Source organism: Pseudomonas sp. DTU12.1 (assembly GCF_009873475.1).
GTDB lineage: Bacteria > Pseudomonadota > Gammaproteobacteria > Pseudomonadales > Pseudomonadaceae > Aquipseudomonas > Aquipseudomonas proteolytica.
Window position 1 is genome coordinate 2,976,722 of record NZ_CP045254.1, and the last position, 17,069, is coordinate 2,993,790.

12 protein-coding genes are annotated in these 17,069 nt (G+C 60.0%); 8 read left to right on the forward strand and 4 right to left on the reverse strand.

Going from position 1 to position 17,069, the window contains the following annotated elements:
* Window positions 1–61: 61 nt before the first annotated feature.
* Window positions 62–889, forward strand: a complete 828-nt coding sequence (locus GDV60_RS12960) for a DMT family transporter (RefSeq protein ID WP_159907489.1) — start codon at window positions 62–64, stop codon at window positions 887–889.
* 29 nt (window positions 890–918) lie between these two features.
* Window positions 919–1,680 carry an SDR family oxidoreductase gene (locus GDV60_RS12965; protein WP_159907492.1) on the forward strand — a complete coding sequence of 254 codons (762 nt, stop codon included), beginning with the start codon at window positions 919–921 and terminating at the stop codon, window positions 1,678–1,680.
* Between the two features lie 28 nt (window positions 1,681–1,708).
* Here GDV60_RS12965 and GDV60_RS12970 read toward each other — a convergent pair whose 3' ends face one another.
* Window positions 1,709–2,677 (reverse strand): AraC family transcriptional regulator, encoded by a 969-nt coding sequence (locus GDV60_RS12970; protein ID WP_159907495.1) that lies wholly within the window; start codon window positions 2,675–2,677, stop codon window positions 1,709–1,711.
* A 103-nt stretch (window positions 2,678–2,780) separates the two neighbouring features.
* On the opposite strand from GDV60_RS12970, the gene GDV60_RS12975 reads away from it, so the two are divergent.
* Complete coding sequence (locus GDV60_RS12975) at window positions 2,781–4,028, forward strand: MFS transporter (protein WP_092236614.1); 1,248 nt, start codon at window positions 2,781–2,783, stop codon at window positions 4,026–4,028.
* Between the two features lie 39 nt (window positions 4,029–4,067).
* Here the strand turns inward: GDV60_RS12975 and GDV60_RS12980 are convergent, their stop codons facing one another.
* Together GDV60_RS12980 and GDV60_RS12985 are read right to left on the reverse strand one after the other, a co-directional pair.
* Window positions 4,068–5,666, reverse strand: a complete 1,599-nt coding sequence (locus GDV60_RS12980; RefSeq protein ID WP_092236616.1) for a hypothetical protein — start codon at window positions 5,664–5,666, stop codon at window positions 4,068–4,070.
* 242 nt (window positions 5,667–5,908) lie between these two features.
* On the reverse strand, window positions 5,909–6,823 hold the full coding sequence (locus GDV60_RS12985; protein WP_070994887.1) for a LysR substrate-binding domain-containing protein: 915 nt from the start codon (window positions 6,821–6,823) through the stop codon (window positions 5,909–5,911).
* 247 nt (window positions 6,824–7,070) lie between these two features.
* On the opposite strand from GDV60_RS12985, the gene GDV60_RS12990 reads away from it, so the two are divergent.
* From GDV60_RS12990 to pgm, 4 genes are all read left to right on the forward strand, one after another.
* Complete coding sequence (locus GDV60_RS12990) at window positions 7,071–8,093, forward strand: zinc-dependent alcohol dehydrogenase family protein (protein ID WP_070994886.1); 1,023 nt, start codon at window positions 7,071–7,073, stop codon at window positions 8,091–8,093.
* A 700-nt stretch (window positions 8,094–8,793) separates the two neighbouring features.
* Complete coding sequence (locus tag GDV60_RS12995) at window positions 8,794–10,206, forward strand: hypothetical protein (RefSeq protein ID WP_256679292.1); 1,413 nt, start codon at window positions 8,794–8,796, stop codon at window positions 10,204–10,206.
* A 43-nt stretch (window positions 10,207–10,249) separates the two neighbouring features.
* Window positions 10,250–11,650, forward strand: coding sequence for a PLP-dependent aminotransferase family protein (locus tag GDV60_RS13000; RefSeq protein WP_092236620.1), 1,401 nt, complete (start codon window positions 10,250–10,252; stop codon window positions 11,648–11,650).
* A gap of 113 nt (window positions 11,651–11,763) precedes the next feature.
* Entirely contained in the window at window positions 11,764–13,413 is a 1,650-nt protein-coding gene (gene pgm, locus GDV60_RS13005) for a phosphoglucomutase (alpha-D-glucose-1,6-bisphosphate-dependent) (RefSeq protein WP_092236622.1), read from the forward strand.
* 58 nt (window positions 13,414–13,471) lie between these two features.
* Here the strand turns inward: pgm and GDV60_RS13010 are convergent, their stop codons facing one another.
* Window positions 13,472–14,167 (reverse strand): pirin family protein, encoded by a 696-nt coding sequence (locus tag GDV60_RS13010; RefSeq protein ID WP_070994883.1) that lies wholly within the window; start codon window positions 14,165–14,167, stop codon window positions 13,472–13,474.
* A gap of 227 nt (window positions 14,168–14,394) precedes the next feature.
* Between GDV60_RS13010 and GDV60_RS13015 the strand changes: the two genes are divergently transcribed.
* Window positions 14,395–16,860, forward strand: a complete 2,466-nt coding sequence (locus GDV60_RS13015; protein ID WP_159907501.1) for a UvrD-helicase domain-containing protein — start codon at window positions 14,395–14,397, stop codon at window positions 16,858–16,860.
* Window positions 16,861–17,069: the final 209 nt, after the last annotated feature.

Genomic DNA, 17,069 nt, shown 5'->3' on the forward strand with positions numbered 1-17,069 from the left:
GTTCATGCTCCGATGAGGAGACTTCGCTTTAGTCCCGGCGCGGCATTGCCTAAAGTGGCGCATGCCTATCCCTATCATCTTCCTCGTGCTTTTCGCCGCGCTCCTGCATGCCAGCTGGAATGCGCTGCTGCGTAGCGGTGCCGATCGGTTGTGGTCCATGACGGTGATGTGCATTGCCATCGCCATTACCAGTGTCGTCGCCGCAGCGTTCATGGTGCCCCCCGCGATTGAGAGCTGGGGCTACGCGGTGCTTTCGGCGTTGCTGCATGTGGGCTACAACCTGTTCCTGGTGCGCAGTTACCGGGTCGGCGACCTGGGGCAGGTCTATCCGATTTCACGGGGTTCGTCGCCGGTGCTGGTTACCTTGGGCGCCGCGGTTTTTGCTGGAGAAAGCATCACGTCTGGCGAGTTGCTGGGGATTGCGCTGGTGTCAGGCGGGATTATTTCGTTGGCCTTCAGAGGGCGCAGTCTGTCGGTTCCCAGCTTGCCCTATGCGCTGGGTACGGGCGGCTTTATCGCGGCCTACAGCGTGGTCGACGGCATCGGCGCCAGGCTCTCCGGCGCGCCGCTTGCGTACACCGTGTGGATGTGCGCCCTGTGGGGCGTGCTGATGCCAGTGGTCTACATCGGCCTGCGTGACACTCGCAGCTTGTTCTGCGTGAGGCCCGGAACAGTGACCGCTTTGGTCGGCGGGCTGGTCTCTTTGCTTGCGTATGGAATGGTCATCTACGCCATGACCGAAGCGCCCCTGGGGGCGGTATCGGCATTGCGCGAAACCAGCGTGCTGTTTGCGGTGTTGATCGGCTATGTGTTTCTCGGCGAGACGCTCAGCGCGCGCCGGATACTGGCATGCGCAGTGATCGCCAGCGGCACTCTCATCATCGGCTGATACAGCCAACGACTCAGGAGCTATATGTCATGGTCAACGTCTCGCAGGCACCGCTGATTCTGATCACGGGTGGAAGTCGTGGAGTGGGGGCAGCAACCGCCCGGCTGGCGGCCGAAAGAGGTTATGACGTGGCTATCAGCTACGTTGCCAACGAGCCCGCAGCGCGGGCGGTGGTTGCGGATATTGAAGCGTTGGGGCGCAAAGCCTTGGCGATGCGGGCAGACAGTGCGGACCCCCAGCAGGTGGCCGATTTGTTCGCGGCCATCGATCGCACGTTCGGACGCATTGACGTCCTGGTCAATAACGCCGGGATGCTGGCGCCTCAGTCACGCCTGGAAGAGCTCGGCTTCGAGCGGATGCAGCGCATCTTTGCCGTCAATGCGATTGGGCCAATTCTCTGCGCGCAACAGGCGGTAAAGCGCATGTCTTACCGTCACAACGGCCCGGGCGGCGTGGTGATCAATGTCTCATCGGCATCCGCGCGCCTTGGCAGCCCCAATGAGTACGTCGACTATGCGGCGTCAAAGGGGGCGTTGGAGACGTTCACCATTGGCTTTGCAAAGGAGGTGGCTCGGGAAGGCATACGCGTCAACTGTATTCGCCCCGGGCATATTTATACCGACATGCATGCCAGTGGCGGTGAGCCGGGGCGGGTCGATCGTGTCAAGGACTCGATCCCCATGGGGCGGGGCGGACAGCCGGAGGAAGTGGCCCGCGCGATTCTATGGTTGGCGAGCGCCGAGGCATCGTTCGTGACCGGTACATTCCTGGACGTAACGGGCGGTAAATGAGTCAGAAGCATGGATCATCGACTCGGTTTCAAGTAACAGCGGGCTGCCTCACCTTACGACTCAATCCAGGTGTTTTGCCCGTGATGCGCTTGAATGCACGACTGAAAGCGGCCTGCGATGTATAGCCCAAACGCTGCGCTACCTCTTCAATCGGTAGCCTTTCGAGGGTCAGCCACTGGCTCGCCAGCCGCATTCGCAGTTCGGTGACATAGCGCAGCGGGGCCATGCCAATCGTCAGCTGGAAGCGGTCCGCGAAGACCGAGCGTGAGGTATTGCAGTGCTCTGCCAACTGCGCAACGGTCCAGTCGCGGCCCGGTTGCTGATGGAGCGCAAGCAGCGCGCCGGCCAAGCGTGGATCGCGCAAGGCGGCGACCAGGCCTGAGGCATTGCCGCAGGCGCACTCCACCCAACCGCGAACGACCATGGCAGCCACCACGTCGGCCAAGCGCGCGAGGATACCGGCGAAGCCGATACGGGCGGCGCTAACTTCGCGTTCCATGGTGGTCAGGATTGGTACCAGGCCGGGGTAACGCTGGCCGCCAGCATCAATCAGCATCAGGCCCGGCATCAGCTTGCCAAGGCCATGGATACTGCCCAGTTCAAACTCCATACAACCACTGAACAAAATAGTGCTCGGCGTGGGGCTGGCATCGGCGCCGGTATCCACTGCGCTGACGGTGTCACCGAGCGGGGCGCCGTCTAGACGGTCGATGTCTAGAACAGGCGCGTGCGGATGTGAAAGCAGTTGATGGGCCGCGCCATGGGAGATGAACACGGCGTTGCCGGCAGACAGCTCGTAGGTGGTGCCATCCTCCATGCGCAGCACCGCATTACCGACGGCGATGAAGTGGAACCAGGCGTGCCCAGGCTTTTCCGGGAAGCCCAAACCGAAGGCGGGGCCTGCCTGGATACGCCGGTATTCGACACCACGCAGGCGCATGCCACGCAATAGCTCGTTGATGAGGTCTGAGGAGAGAGCAAACTGGTCAGCAGGCATCGTTCAGGTGTTTTAGTCAAAAAGAAGAGATTTTCAATCATAGATCATCCAGCTTACGGCGCCTAGACTTCGGTTCGTAATGAAGATTGGGAGATCCGTACAAATGACCGACTGTGTATGTAATGCCGTCCCTGACCGCCATCCTGGCGCCGACTTGGATGTTGAGCCCGCGACCCCCGCGTGGATGGCCGTCTTTTCGTTGGCGATGGGGGTGTTCGGGTTACTGACCGCTGAGTACCTTCCGGCCAGTTTGTTGACGCTGATGGCCACTGACCTGGGAGTGTCCGAAGCGCTGGCTGGCCAGGCGGTAACGGTGACAGCCGTCGTAGCGCTGTTCGCCGGCTTGTTGGTGCCAGGCCTGACCCGTGGCATCGACCGGCGTTGGGTGTTGCTGGGGTTTTCCACGTTGATGGTCGCTTCCAATCTGTTGGTCGCCGTTTCCTCCAGCTTCGCGGTGCTGTTGTTGATGCGCATCTTGCTGGGTATTGCCCTAGGCGGGTTCTGGAGCATGGCGGCGGCGGTCGCGATGCGGTTGGTGCCGAGTGCTCTATTGCCTCGGGCGCTATCGATCATTTTCAGCGGCATTGCCATCGGGACGGTCGTTGCAGTGCCGCTGGGCAGCTATCTGGGCGGGCTTTATGGCTGGCGCAGCGCGTTCTTTGCAGCGGCGGCGGTAGGCATGGTGACCCTGGCTTTTCAGTCGTTCACTCTGCCGCGCCTCGCGCCGCGTCGGCCGGCAAGACTGCGCACTGTTTTAGAGGTGTTGCAGCGCCCAGGCATCGCCATGGGGATGTTCGGTTGCGTGCTGGTGCACAGCGGGCACTTCGCGATGTTCACCTATGTGCGGCCATTCCTTGAAGGGACTACGGGTATTGGCTCGCAAGGGCTGTCACTGATGTTGCTGGGGTTCGGTGTGGCCAACTTCGTCGGCACGCTGTTGGCCGGAAGGCTGCTGGAGCGCCACCCGCTGGCCACACTGGTGTTGATGCCCGCCCTGGTCGGCGTTGCAGCACTGGCGTTGGTGCTGTTGCCGGCATCGTTGCCGGGGCAGGCGATACTCCTGGCGATCTGGGGCTTGGCCTTTGGTGGTGTGCCGGTGGCGTGGTCGAACTGGGTTGCCAGTGCGGTACCTGATCAGGCGGAAAGCGCCGGAGGCATGGTGGTGGCATCTGTGCAATCGGCCATCGCAACAGGCGCCGCCGCTGGCGGTGCAGTGTTCAGCCTCGGTGGCAGCGCAGGCGTATTCGTCGCAGCGGCTGTGCTGATGCTGCTGGCCGCGCTGTTGATTGCGCTGCGGGTCCGCGTCCCTTCTGCCCAGGGCGTTCCATCGTGGAAAGGACTCGGCCCATGACTCATGGCACAAAGAGCAGGCTGATTACGATGTAGCTCCTTATGATCGGTTCTCGCCCGCAGATAGCCGATTTATCAGGAATCTAGCCAACACTTCGGTTTCACCAATTATCCACTTCGACTTCAGTGGCAGGGTGCATTGGGGTAACAACGTCTGAGGATCTCTTACGAAATGTGGGGTGTAGCCTAGCAATCCTGCGTAAAGCGCGGCGTTGCTAACCAGGCTTTCGTAGAAGCGCTCGAATAGCTCCTCCTCTTTTCGTTCTGAAAGCAGGCGATATTGCGCTTTACTGAACGCACATAGCTGTATGTAAAAAGGGATGAACAACGGTCCCGCTCTGTGTTTGGCCTGTTCGAGCGCGGCGCCGAAGTGCACGAGCGCTCGTTTGTCGTCACCGGCATACATGGCATCCTGGGCGAATTTCCATTCGTTAAGCCAGTTCGCTACTCTCCCTGACGCGATGTGCCAGGCGCCTTGCGCAAACAGCTTGTGTTCGTTCCTATATGCGAGATCCAGGCAGCTTGGAATCTCTGCAGCGCTGTTCAGTGAGCCCGGTAAACGCCTGATACCGTCAAGCTGTGCCTGGTAACGCAGGGAAGCCTGCTGGGCAAACGCTTCATCGTCGAGGGGGTACTGGTTGAATAACAATTCGAGCCAGTCGCTACTCGGTATCGCATGACGTAGGTCAACCGGCGCTGTTTTGGAGCGGCTCCTCGCCTCACGTTCAAACGTCCCGCAATCTGCCACATGGATATTGAGGTTGTGAGCGATCATGGCCGCGAAGGCGTGCACTGCGAATGCTTTCTTATCGATCGCCTCCGGCAGCTGGCAGGTCAGCGGTTGAAGGGTTGGATAAAATATTTCCCATTTCACACGGCTAGGCTTGCGTAGTCGATCGATCACCTGTTTCGACTGAGTGTTCACGAGTTGGGAGGTGAAATCACAATTCCAAGCTTGCTCCCCGAGCGGCGCGTCTAGCTGAAACTGGTGATACTGATGAAGTTTGTGCAGCGAGATACCGGTTATGCTGCAAGCCAGGTCGGCGAAGCTCCTTAACGGCCACTGTTCGTCCTGATCCTCTGCCGGCCAAGTATTGCCATGTGACGTTGCGCGGGCGAGCACCTTCGTCAATTCAATCAAATCTTGGCTGAGAAACCACTGGTAGCTGGATGTTTGGCTGTGTGTGTTGCAAGCATATTCCCTGACAAACTCTCGGTAATGGGCAAAGGCCGACACATAAAAGTCGATCGCGAATTCGGATACATTCCAACGTGCGTAACGTTCAGCGATTAAAGTCTGGATGTATTGGCTCAACTCCAAGTATTCATCGAACGATTCAAAGTCTGATTTGGACAGGTAATTCACATAGGCTTGAATCGTTCTGCTCTTCTTAACCTTCTGCGCATCCTTTGGGGCTAGCTGGGCAGTGACGACTGCAAGGTCATCGAGAGAACCAAAGGTGCCGTTGTCTTTTTCAACTGCTTTAAAGGCCTGCCGTAACGCGGCGCGACGTTCTTTTTCGGTGGCGGATACGTGGAAGGTGAAGTCTTCGTTTTCACTGTTCCACAGGCCTAAGCAGTCGCATACGGCTTTGTGCAGGAAACCTAATGTCGGCAGTTGATCAGTGGTGGGTAGCATGGTCATTTCCTTATAGAGAGTTCATCCCGATCCTAGGGAAATGAGAGCTTCTCACTAAGTATCAAAACAGCGATACGTGCCAGAAGATGAAGTTTGTACTGACGAATGGGGGCATCCTTTTCAAACCATCCAAAGCGTGCCCTCAGATGTGCCACCAATGTAGCGATCCACTGGAGGTGAATGGAGCTCCATGGTGTGTGGAAAGGCAGAAATGATCAGATAAACAGCCTATCCGACGACGCCTAAAGACTCTCAGGATCCCCAAAGAACATCTGAATCCGCGAACGCAACCACCGTTCCCCCGGGTCATTATCCTGCGACCCTCGCCATGCCATGTGCAGTTCAAAGCTGCGCACCGGCAACGGTGGGTCTTCGGCGCGCAGGCCGCCGGCGGCGGTCAGGGCTTCGGCGGTGTAGTCCGGCACGGTCGCCAGGATGTCGGTGCCGGCCAGCAGGGTGCCCAGGCCGTTGAACTGTGGCACGGCCAGTACTACGTGGCGCTTGCGGTCGAGTTTTTCCAGCTCTTCGTCGATAAACCCGCTGAGGTCGCCAGCGAATGAGACCAGGGCGTGGGGGCGGGCGCAGAAGTCGTCCAGGCTCAGGGCGCCGGGCACACTGTCGGCGCGCAGTAGCTTGGGCAGGCTGCGCCGCAGCAGTTTGCGCTTGGCGTTGGCCGGTAGGTCGGCGGTGTAGCTGACGCCAATGGAGATTTCTCCGGAGGCCAGCAGGCCGGGCATCAGGATGTAGTTGACGCGCCGGATCACCAGCACGATGCCCGGCGCTTCGGCGCGCAGGCGTTTGAGCAGTTGTGGCAGCAGAGCGAACTCCACATCGTCCGACAGGCCGATGCGAAACACTGCGGTGCTGGTGGCTGGATCGAATTCGGCGGCGCGGCTGACGGCGGTGGAAATCGAATCCAGGGCCGGCGAAAGCAGGGCAAAAATCTCCACCGCCCGGGCTGAAGGCTCCATGCTGCGCCCCGTGCGCACGAACAGCGGATCGTCGAACAGCCCGCGCAGGCGTGACAAGGCCGCGCTGATGGCCGGCTGGCCGAGGAACAATTTCTCGGCGGCGCGGGTCACACTGCGCTCATGCATCAAGGTTTCGAATACGATCAACAGGTTCAGGTCGACACGACGCAGGTCGTTACGGTTCATCTTGTGTCCTGGCAGATTCAGCGAACTTGACGTGAGCGGCCACATGGGAACAATGGCCGGCATGAATCTTACGGGGAAAGGCTGGTACTCTGCACCGGCTAATTCAGATTTCCTACGCTGCCTGGCGTATTTTCCTAGGCGGTGGAATCAATGACAGACATGACGACTATTAATGGCGACCGGTGGCCTTGCCCCGAAAGCCCAGATAAAGTTCATGGCATTAGAGGTTACTTTGGCGAGGTTTGCGATGTCCCGCACGATCCGTTTTCACAAGTTTGGTCCGGCCGAGGTGCTCAAGTGCGAAGAGCATGAAGCCACGTTGCCCGCACCGGGCGAAGTGCAGGTGCGTGTCGAAGCGATTGGCATCAGCTGGTACGACATTCTCTGGCGGCAGAACCTGGCGTCCTCCCATGCCCGCCTGCCATCGGGCCTTGGCCATGAAATGGCTGGCGTGGTGGTGGCCGTGGGTGAGGGCGTCGACGACCTGGTGGTAGGCGACAAGGTGGCCAGCTTTCCGGCCGAAAGCCCCAATGATTACCCGGTGTATGGCGAGGTGATTGTGCTGCCTCGTTCTGCCCTGACCCGTTACCCGGACGTGTTGAGCGCGGTGCAGGCCAGCGTGCATTACACGCCGCTGTTGATTGCCTACTTTGCCTACATCGATCTGGCACGGGCCAAACCCGGGCAGTTCGCTCTGGTGACGGATGCCAGCCATTGTGCCGGGCCATCGTTCGTGCAATTGGGCAAGGCTTTGGGCGTGCGGGTGATCGCGGCCACCAAGTCGCCGGAGGAACGCGAATACCTGCTGTCCCTGGGCGCGGAAAAGGTCATCGTCACCGAAGAGCAGGATTTGCTGATGCAAATCAACAAGTTCACGGATGGGCGCGGCGTGGATGTAGTGTTCGACGGCCTGGGCGGCCCGCAGATGTCGCTGTTGGGCGATGTACTCGCGCCCCGTGGCAGCCTGGTGTTGTACGGCCTGCAAGGCGGCAACCAGACCCCGTTCCCGGCCTGTGCCGCGTTCCAGAAGAACATCCAGTTCTTTGTGCACTGCATCGGCAACTTCACCGGCAAGCCGGAGTTGGGTATTGCTCAGGATCAGGCCGCGCTGCAGCGGGCCCTGCACGAGATCAACCAGTTGACCGCAGATGGCCTGCTGGTGCCGCTCAAGACCCGGGTGTTTCCATTCAGCCAGTTCGTCGACGCCCATCGCTATATGGATGAATGCCCGTGCCGTGAGCGGGTAGCGTTGCAGGTTGAAGCCGTTTGATCTGTGGGAATGTTCGCAAACGGACATTCTGCGAGTGTTTGCCATGGGGCAAATACGCCATTTAGAAGGACTGGATCTACGTCCTTGCTGAGCCTCCTGCCGGGATTTCTTCCCTGCAAAACCTGCCCTTGATGCCGCCGCTGCCCTGAATCCCAGAGCGGCGGCGTTTTGTTTGGGCGCTGCGGTCAATCCCCGCCCACCAAACTGCACTGGTTTTTGCCCTGAGTCTGTATCTTTTAATCATCAATCAAGCGCTGATAATTGCCCGGTCACTTTCATCTCAAGGACTGAGCAATGAATACAGCAAATAACTCAAAACAACGGCTCGCCGAAACTAACAAGTCGCTTTGTATGCCGACCCAAGGATGTGGGTCTGCAGAAAGAGCCTTTAAGTGTGCGCGAACCAAATCCGATTTTTACCCTGCGCCGCATATGTCAGATCATTCTTTAATATTCGAGTTAAAGATTAGTAGGAGGTTGTAAGACCATTCCTAGGCCGGTCAGTGGGCCGCTGTAGGGGCTTTCCTCCGTAGGTGATGGCATCTTCGTCAGGATGTTCCAACTGGCGCTTTGTTGTGCGGTGCTAACATTTAGCTATCAGCCTTAATCACAACAGGCGTCAACTTTAAGTAAACGCAGATCGGACAGGCACGCCTAACTGCATGCCCGAAACTGCCAGTTAACCTCAGGTAGTAAAGCTATGAGCGCTATTCACGAACAAGCCATGAATTATGTTTATCAGCAAGTTTTGCAGCGATTGCTGGGTCACTTTTCGCGAGCGGAGCGCACGGCACTTCAGTTATTGATTCAGCGATTGATTGTGGCGGCCGGGGGCCTGGAGCAGATCGGCGACTACAAGGTACTGGTGGCTCATGGGGGCGGTAAAAGCAGCAGTTACGCATTGGCTTTCCTGCGGGCTGCCCAATTGACCATTGCGGGACGCGCGCCGAGGAGTTTCCAATTGCGCGTCGCGACCCTGCGCCATACGGGCATGACGCAAGCGGCGCTGGACAGCATTCACCGTGGTTACAGCGCGTTGTTTTTCCATGACGACCCCAGGGTCGAGTTGCTGATGGTGGAAAACCAGGAGGTTTTGCCTTTCAACCATCTGCGGCCGGCGTCCGCCGCGGGGCAGGATGCGGGACGGCGCAACATGCTGATGGTCGGGCATATGAGCTCGGGGGATATCCGCGCCAGTTTGTGCAACGACGGCTACCTGTCCCTGGGGGATTTCTACCGCCGCATCACGGCGTGGGACGGCGGGGTACACGCCTTGGCCAGCAGCGATTCACCGCGCAAGCAGAATCAATACCTGGCGTGGCTGGCCAGGACCACCCGTGCTGCGGGCATGAAAGGTCATTCCGGGCAGCCATTGGCGCTCAACGCGTTGTTCTCCCGCATGGACGATTGCAGTGCCGGTTATTACCGCAATGTGTATGGCGAGCATTACGCAGCACAGGATGCAGCCGCCGCCAAGGAGGTGCACCGTCACCTGGCCTACATTGGCGTGGCTGACCTGTTACGCGCCACGGAGCACGGCTGCACGGCCTTGCTCAATGATTTCATGGGCTACAAGCAAGATGAGTTCGCCTTTCAGTTCAGCACCCCGGCCTACGCCAACCCGTTGCTGATGGCCCACATGCATGGCCTGCATGCGCAAGTGCTGCAGGGCCTGGACTATCAGCAGGGTGTCACGCGGTTTATCGAGCAGGCCATCGGCTTCATGCGCCGTAAACAAATCCCTGACGTGCTGATTGCCCAAGCCGGGACGCGGGATGGCCGAGTATTGGCGGCGACGTATGCCCGCGAGTTCTTTGGCCTGGAGGAAAGCCAATTGGTATGCCTGCTGTTTTCACCGTTTATCCAGCAAGGGCAGCGGCTGGAAGCCTTCTTGCGCCGCTGTCATCCCGGCATGCTGGTGGCGCTGCCCGAACTGCACAAAGCCCTTGAGGGCAAACCCTCGGCAGAGTTGATCCAGCACTGGATTGTCGATACCAGTGGCTTGCCCCTGGCGCTGTTGCAGCACCTGTACGGCGCCCATGTCGCGGCCAATGCGGCCTGTATCAACAGCGAGGATGGGGCCACGGTGCCGCATGGCATACCAGGGCACTGAGGGTGATTGCGCTACGCCAGCCCGTGCTGCGGCAGCCAAGGTCATGAAGGGGGATAAGCAGGCTGACTTCGCCTATCAGGCTGTCTATCGCTACATGATCAACCTGATCAACGAAGTGGGCACTGAGGCGAGGGTCAAGCTGCCGTCCCTGCGGCACTTGGCAGAGCGTTTGAATGTGTCGATTTCCACCATTCAATACGCCTACTCGCTCCTGGAGAAGGAGGGCAGGGTGTATTCGGTGGCCAAGTCCGGCTACTACGCCCTGCCCATTGCCAGCAATACGCCATGCTGTACCGCAGGCGATCTCCTTGAGCGCCTGTATGTCGGGGCACGCAGGCCGGGGATGCTGGTGCTCAGTGCCGATGAGCCGGCCCAGTTGTTGTCCCTGGACGCGCCGTTGCTGCAATTGGAGCGTGAGCTGGTGCGCCAGTACCCGCGCCAACTGCAGCCTTATTCCCAGCCGTGCGGCATTTGGGAGCTGCGGGCGGCGCTGGCGGCGCGTTATACCCATTCGCCCACACGGTGCTGGCAGGCCGATGATGTGTATATCGGTGCTGACCTGCGGGGAGTGCTGGCCATCCTGATCGAGGTGTTGGCGCTCAGAGGGGCTGCGGTGTTGGTGGAGTCGCCATGTGACTGGCTTGTCCTGCGGTTGCTGCAAGATGCCGGGGTGCGCATGATCGAGTGGCCGTGTAACGAACAGGGCAGGCTCGACCTCGGTTACTTGCAGCAGCAACTGCGGACCGAGGGCGTGCAACTGGCAGTGCTGTCTTCGACCCCGGGCATTGGCACGGGGGCGGCCTTGAGCCTGGCGGATCAGGCGCAGGTGGCGAGGTTGCTGGAACATGCCGGTTGCTGGGTGCTGGAGAATGACATCCACGGCGGGCTGGAATTCGAGGCGGGCACCCGCTATCTGCGCGATTTGGTGAACCCTGATCGACTGATGGTGTTTTCTTCCTTCGAAAAAGTCATGGGCCCGGAAGCGCCCTACGGCTATCTGCTGTCGCGGCACCTGAGCACGCAATTGCAGCGCCAGTTCCTGTTGCGCGCGTTCCGTTTGTCCTCGATTCGCCAGCGTGCAATCGCCCGGCTGCACCACAATGGCCGTTTTGACCAGCATCTTGAGCAGTTGCGCGACTTGCTCAAGGGGCACGCCGACGCCATGCACGTGCGCCTGGAGCAGCATCTGGGCGGGCGCTTGACGTACCGTCGACCCCAGGCGGGTGCTACCTACTGGCTGCGCTCCACCGAGGCCGTCGATATGCGTCGGGTCTTTCAAAACATGCTGGCGCGCCAGGTGGTGATTGCCCCTGGCGAGTTGTTCAGCGTGAGTGGCCTGTACCAGCAACATTTTCGGTTGAGCCATGTGGCAAGCACTCATCACAGCCTGGACCTGGTGTTGGAGGAGTTGGCACAGGCACTCAAGCAGGGGCAGCACGGATGAATTGGCTTTGTGGGAAATATCGCTGATTATTGTGGGATAGATACCGGCCCGCGGCGGTCGAACACCCAGTAAACTGCATCCTTTTCCGAATCCTTCTTTTCAGAGGTTTTTGCATGACTCTCAGTCCTTTTGCGGGCAAACCGGCGCCGGCTCAGTTGCTGGTGGACATCCCGCGACTGGTAACGGCCTATTACACCGGCCAGCCCGATGCAGCCATCTCCACTCAACGCGTGGCTTTCGGTACTTCCGGGCATCGTGGCAGCTCTTTTGACTTGAGCTTCAACGAATGGCACGTGTTGGCCATCAGCCAGGCGATTTGCCTGTACCGCGCAGCACAAGGCATCACTGGCCCGCTATTCGTTGGCCTCGACACCCATGCGCTGTCCACGCCGGCGGGCGCCAGTGCGCTGGAAGTGCTGGCGGCCAACGGGGTGCATGTGATGCTTGCCGAAGGTGACGAATACACGCCGACCCCGGCGATTTCCCACGCCATCATCTGCTATAACCGTGGCCGCACTAGCGGGCTGGCCGATGGCATTGTCATCACTCCGTCCCATAACCCGCCCCAGAGCGGCGGTTATAAATACAACCCGCCCAACGGCGGCCCGGCCGACACCCACGTCACCAAATGGATCGAAGCCAAGGCCAACGAACTGCTGGCTGCCAAATTGGCCGGGGTCAAGCGCATCACCCATGCCCAGGCATTGAAAGCCGATACCACCCATCGCCATGACTACCTCAACAGCTACGTGGCCGACCTGATCAATGTCATCGACATGGACGCGATCCGCAGCGCCGACTTGCGCCTGGGCGTAGACCCGTTGGGCGGAGCAGGGGTGCGCTACTGGTCGGCGATTGCCGAGCATTACCGCCTGAACCTGGAAGTGGTGAATACCGAAGTCGACCCGACATTCCGTTTCATGAGCGTGGATTGGGACGGCCAGATTCGCATGGACCCATCCTCCAGCTATGCGATGCAAGGCCTGATCGGCCTCAAGGAACGCTTCGACGTGGCGTTTGCCTGTGACCCGGACCACGACCGCCACGGCATCGTTACCCCGTCTGGTGGGCTGTTGGCGCCGAACAACTACCTGGCCGTGTCCATCGATTACCTGTTCCAGAACCGTCCCCAGTGGCGCGCTGATGCAGCCGTGGGTAAAACCGTGGTCAGCAGTGGCTTGATCGACCGTGTGGCGGCGCGCATTGGCCGGCGCCTGTATGAAGTGCCGGTGGGCTTCAAATGGTTTGCCGATGGCCTGTTCGAAGGCTCCCTGGGCTTTGGCGGCGAAGAAAGCGCCGGGGCTTCGTTCCTGCGCAAGGACGGCAGCGTGTGGAGTACTGACAAGGACGGCCTGATCCCGGCATTGCTGGCTGCGGAAATGACCTCGCGCAAAGGCCAGGACCCAAGCCAGATCTACCGTGGCCTGACCGATGCCTTGGGCGAACCGTTCGCCATCCGTGTGGATGCCAAGGCCACCCCGGCGCAGAAGGCGCTGCTGGGCAAGCTGGCACCGGAGCAGGTCACGTCCACGCAATTGGCCGGGGAGAGCATCCAGCAGATCCTCAGCCATGCGCCAGGTAACGACCAGGCGATTGGCGGGCTGAAAGTCATGACCGAAAACGGCTGGTTCGCCGCGCGGCCGTCGGGCACCGAGGATATCTACAAGATCTATGCCGAGAGCTTTATTGGCGAAGATCACCTCAAGCGCCTGGTGGAAGAGGCGCAGGTGTTGGTGGATGGTGCGATCACCAGCCAGCCGTAAAAAGTGAGGGAGCGGCGGTGCGACCTGCTCCCACATTGGGTTTGAGCCTGGCTTGAGATCAAGCCAGGTCCACCAGCACCACTTCGCTGTCTTCGATCGCGGTCACCCGCAGTACGCGTTCATCCTGCACCGCAACACCATCCCGCGCCCGCGCCTGCAAGCCATTGACTTCGATCACCCCGGTCGCCGGCACCAGGTAAGCCCGGCGTCCTGCATCCAAGTGATACTCGGCACTTTCCCCGGCCTTCAGGTTGGCCGCCACCAGGCGCGCATCGGCACGGATGCGTAGGCTTTCATTGTCGCCAAGCTTGCCGCTGGCCAAGGTCACAAACCCTTCGCGGTCGCCCTTGGGAAAAGGCTTGGCGCCCCAGGAAGGGGGCAGGCCGGCTTCATTGGGGATGATCCAGATCTGGAAAATCTTGGTGGCCGTGGCTTCCAGGTTGTATTCGCTATGGGCAATCCCGGTGCCGGCACTCATCACCTGGACGTCGCCAGCCTCGGTACGGCCCTTGTTGCCCAGGTTGTCAGCGTGGCTGATGGCGCCTTCGCGCACATAGGTGATGATTTCCATGTCCCGGTGCGGATGCTGTGGGAAGCCTGTGCCGGGAGCGATGATGTCATCGTTCCACACCCGCAGGTTGCCCCAGTGCATGCGCTGAGGGTCATGGTACTCAGCGAACGAAAAGTGGTGATGGGCATCCAGCCAACCGTGATTGGCACCGCCCAGGGAAGTAAAAGGTCGAAGTTCAAGCATGATCGTCTCCTGTTGATGGGGCTATCATCCGCCAGGGCATAATCGATAAAAAGCGTAAAAAATACCTGATTCCCATCTGATTATACGATTGGTTTGCGCGCCGCCGAACTCGACCTGATATTCACTTCATCGTCTAACTGCATGAAGCCAAAGCAATTGGCTGGAACTGTCGCGGCATAACGGCGACCATAGGCGCTCTGTCCGCTTAACCCCCCGCAGGAGTCCGCGTGTCGCAACACACCCCCGATCTGCCCCCCGAACTGCGTCCCCTGGCGCAAATGCCGCTGTTCAAGCGCCTGGCTGCCCGGCTGTTTGGCCACGGATTGACGCGCCTGCGGGCCCAGCACCGTTTTTCGTGGCTGCATGGCCAGGCGGATGGTTTTCGCAGTGGGCATGAAGCGGGTGTGGAGTATGGCTACCAGGAAGGCAAGCGCGACGGCATCGAGGAGGGGCGCCAGGTCCTGTTGATTCGTGACTTTCGCAGTGATGAGCACCGTGCGCCCGGAATTGATGACAGCCTGTTCGACGATTGGCGCCTGCCATTGACCCCTGAGCTGAAAAAACGCATCAAGGCCGATGTGGCGCGCTTGCTACCGGCCCATGCCCAGCCCAGCGCGGCCCAGTGGAAGATGATCTTCAGCGACACCCCGTCAACCTCGGTGATTGCCGGGGCCGGGGCCGGCAAGTCCACCTCGCTGGTCCTGCGCATCCTGTTGTTGACCCATTACCTGGGCTTTGAGCTGAGCTCCATGACCGTGGTGACCTTCACCCGTGAGTCGCGCAAGGACTTCATCGGCAAACTCATGGAGATTCTCAGCCTGTGGGGCCAACCCCTTGGTTTGAAAGAGGCCCAGGCCGTGGTGCGCACCTTTCATTCACGCATCCTGCCCATGGTCCGCAGCCTGCCGGGCTTCGAGCGCTTGCAGGCCTTCGAGAACCTGCACAACGGCACCTACGATGACGACGCTGACAGCAACCCCTTCGAGCTGCGCATCAACGATGCCCAGCGCCAGCAGCTCAATGCCTGTTACCACGGGCTTTACGGCCGGCACACACGCTTTCGCGAGCTGATTGCGCCCATGGCGCGCCACGCCTTGCAGCTCAAGGAGTTGGAGCGCGACCACCCGGATGTGCAGAAGCGCATGGCGGTCACCGAGTTGGCGGCCAAGCGTGACGAAGAACTGTGCGATGTGATCGAGGACCTGTGGTTTCGCGCCGGCGCCTGGCCGATCAAGGGCATCGAGCCCAACCGTCAGAGCGTTGAAATCAATGGCGCGGCGTTCCACTGCCACGGCTACAGCGCCGAATTGGACGCTTGGGTGGTACTGGGCTTCGACGCCAGGGAAAACCCGCAGATCGCCCGCCCAGGGGCCAAGCTGTCAGTGCGCGCTGAATGGGCAGTCAAGCGCACCCTGTTTCAAGCTTTCTGTCGCAAGCCTTTGATATGGCTGGATAACTACGAGTCTTCCAAACGACTGTTGAGCAGCCTGGCGGGCGATGCCAGCTCGGGGCCGGGGTTTGATTACAAGGTCAAGGGCGAGTTGGCTTCGGCGCCGTTGCTGGACTGCTTTGTCACCGCCGCCGGGTTTATTGAAAACCTCGGCCTGGACGTACCCACGGCCGTAGGCCAGATGAGCTTTGCCAAGGATGACCCGGACCGTGGTTTCTTCGAAGCCCTGAGCATTTTCTGGAAGGCCCTGGAAGATCACCTGCTGGACCAGTCGCCGCCGATCATGACTTACAACCGCATGTTTTCGCTGTTTGGCGAGAACACCCCGGAGAACCTCAAGTTGCTCAGCGACGGGCTGTTGCGCCCGCTGTCGCACTTGATGATCGACGAGTTCCAGGACGTTTCGCCGCAGATCGTCTCGTGGATCCGCGCCAGCCTGCGCGAGATCCGCAGCCGTGGGCCGGCAATGCATGTGGGGCGCGGTGCCCAGCACTCCTCGCTGTTATGCGTGGGTGATGACTGGCAGTCGATCTATGGCTGGCGCGGCAGTTCGCCCAAGTACTTCATGGAGTTCAACAAGGAATTCCCGTCACCAAGCACCACCCGGGTAATGCTCGGGGAGAACTTCCGAAGCCACCAGCACATCATCGATGCCGCCGAGCATATCGTTAAAGCAGCACCGGCAATCAGCGGTAAAAAGGCCAAGGCCAGCGGCGCAGCCAAGGCGCTGATACCGGTGCAGGTGCTGGATCGAGATGAGGCCGCCCTGGCGCAGCAGTTGCTGGCGCACTATAAACGGGGCGAATCGGTGTTAATGCTGTATCGAAAAAGCAGCGATAAGCTGTTGATTCATGAGCATATTCAGTCAGTAGTTAACCTTGATTCTAGCTTGCCGCCTGCCCAGCGCCGTCTGAAACAACTGACCTATCACAGCGCCAAGGGACTGCAGGCGGATGCGGTGTTTTTGCTGGGCGATTGCCAGCACCTGACGCGCTCACCCTACAAGAACCAGGTGTACCGCATGGCCGGGCTTGGCAGGGACGGCGATGCCGAGCCCTATGACAATGCGCAAAAAGACGAGGTGCTGCGCCTGGCCTATGTCGGGATTACCCGGGCAGTGAGCCATTGCTACTGGTATGTCGAAGGGCAGGATGGCCAAGGCGCGAATGCGCCGAGGGCGTCGGACCGAGTGGCGGGGGGCAAAGTGTTCTTTGATGACCGCCGGGTGGCGAAGGTGAAGTAGAGGGGTTGCTGTGGCAAGTGGGCTTAGTGGGCTTAGTGGGTTTAGTGGGATTGCTGTGGCGAGCGGGCTTGCCCCGCGCTGGGCTGCGCAGCAGCCCTAGAACCGACGCCCTCGGTTTACCTGACTAAACTCCGTGAGCTTATTGGGGCTGCTGCGCAGCCCAGCGCGGGCAAGCCCGCTCGCCACAAGAAGCCCGCTCGCCACAAGAA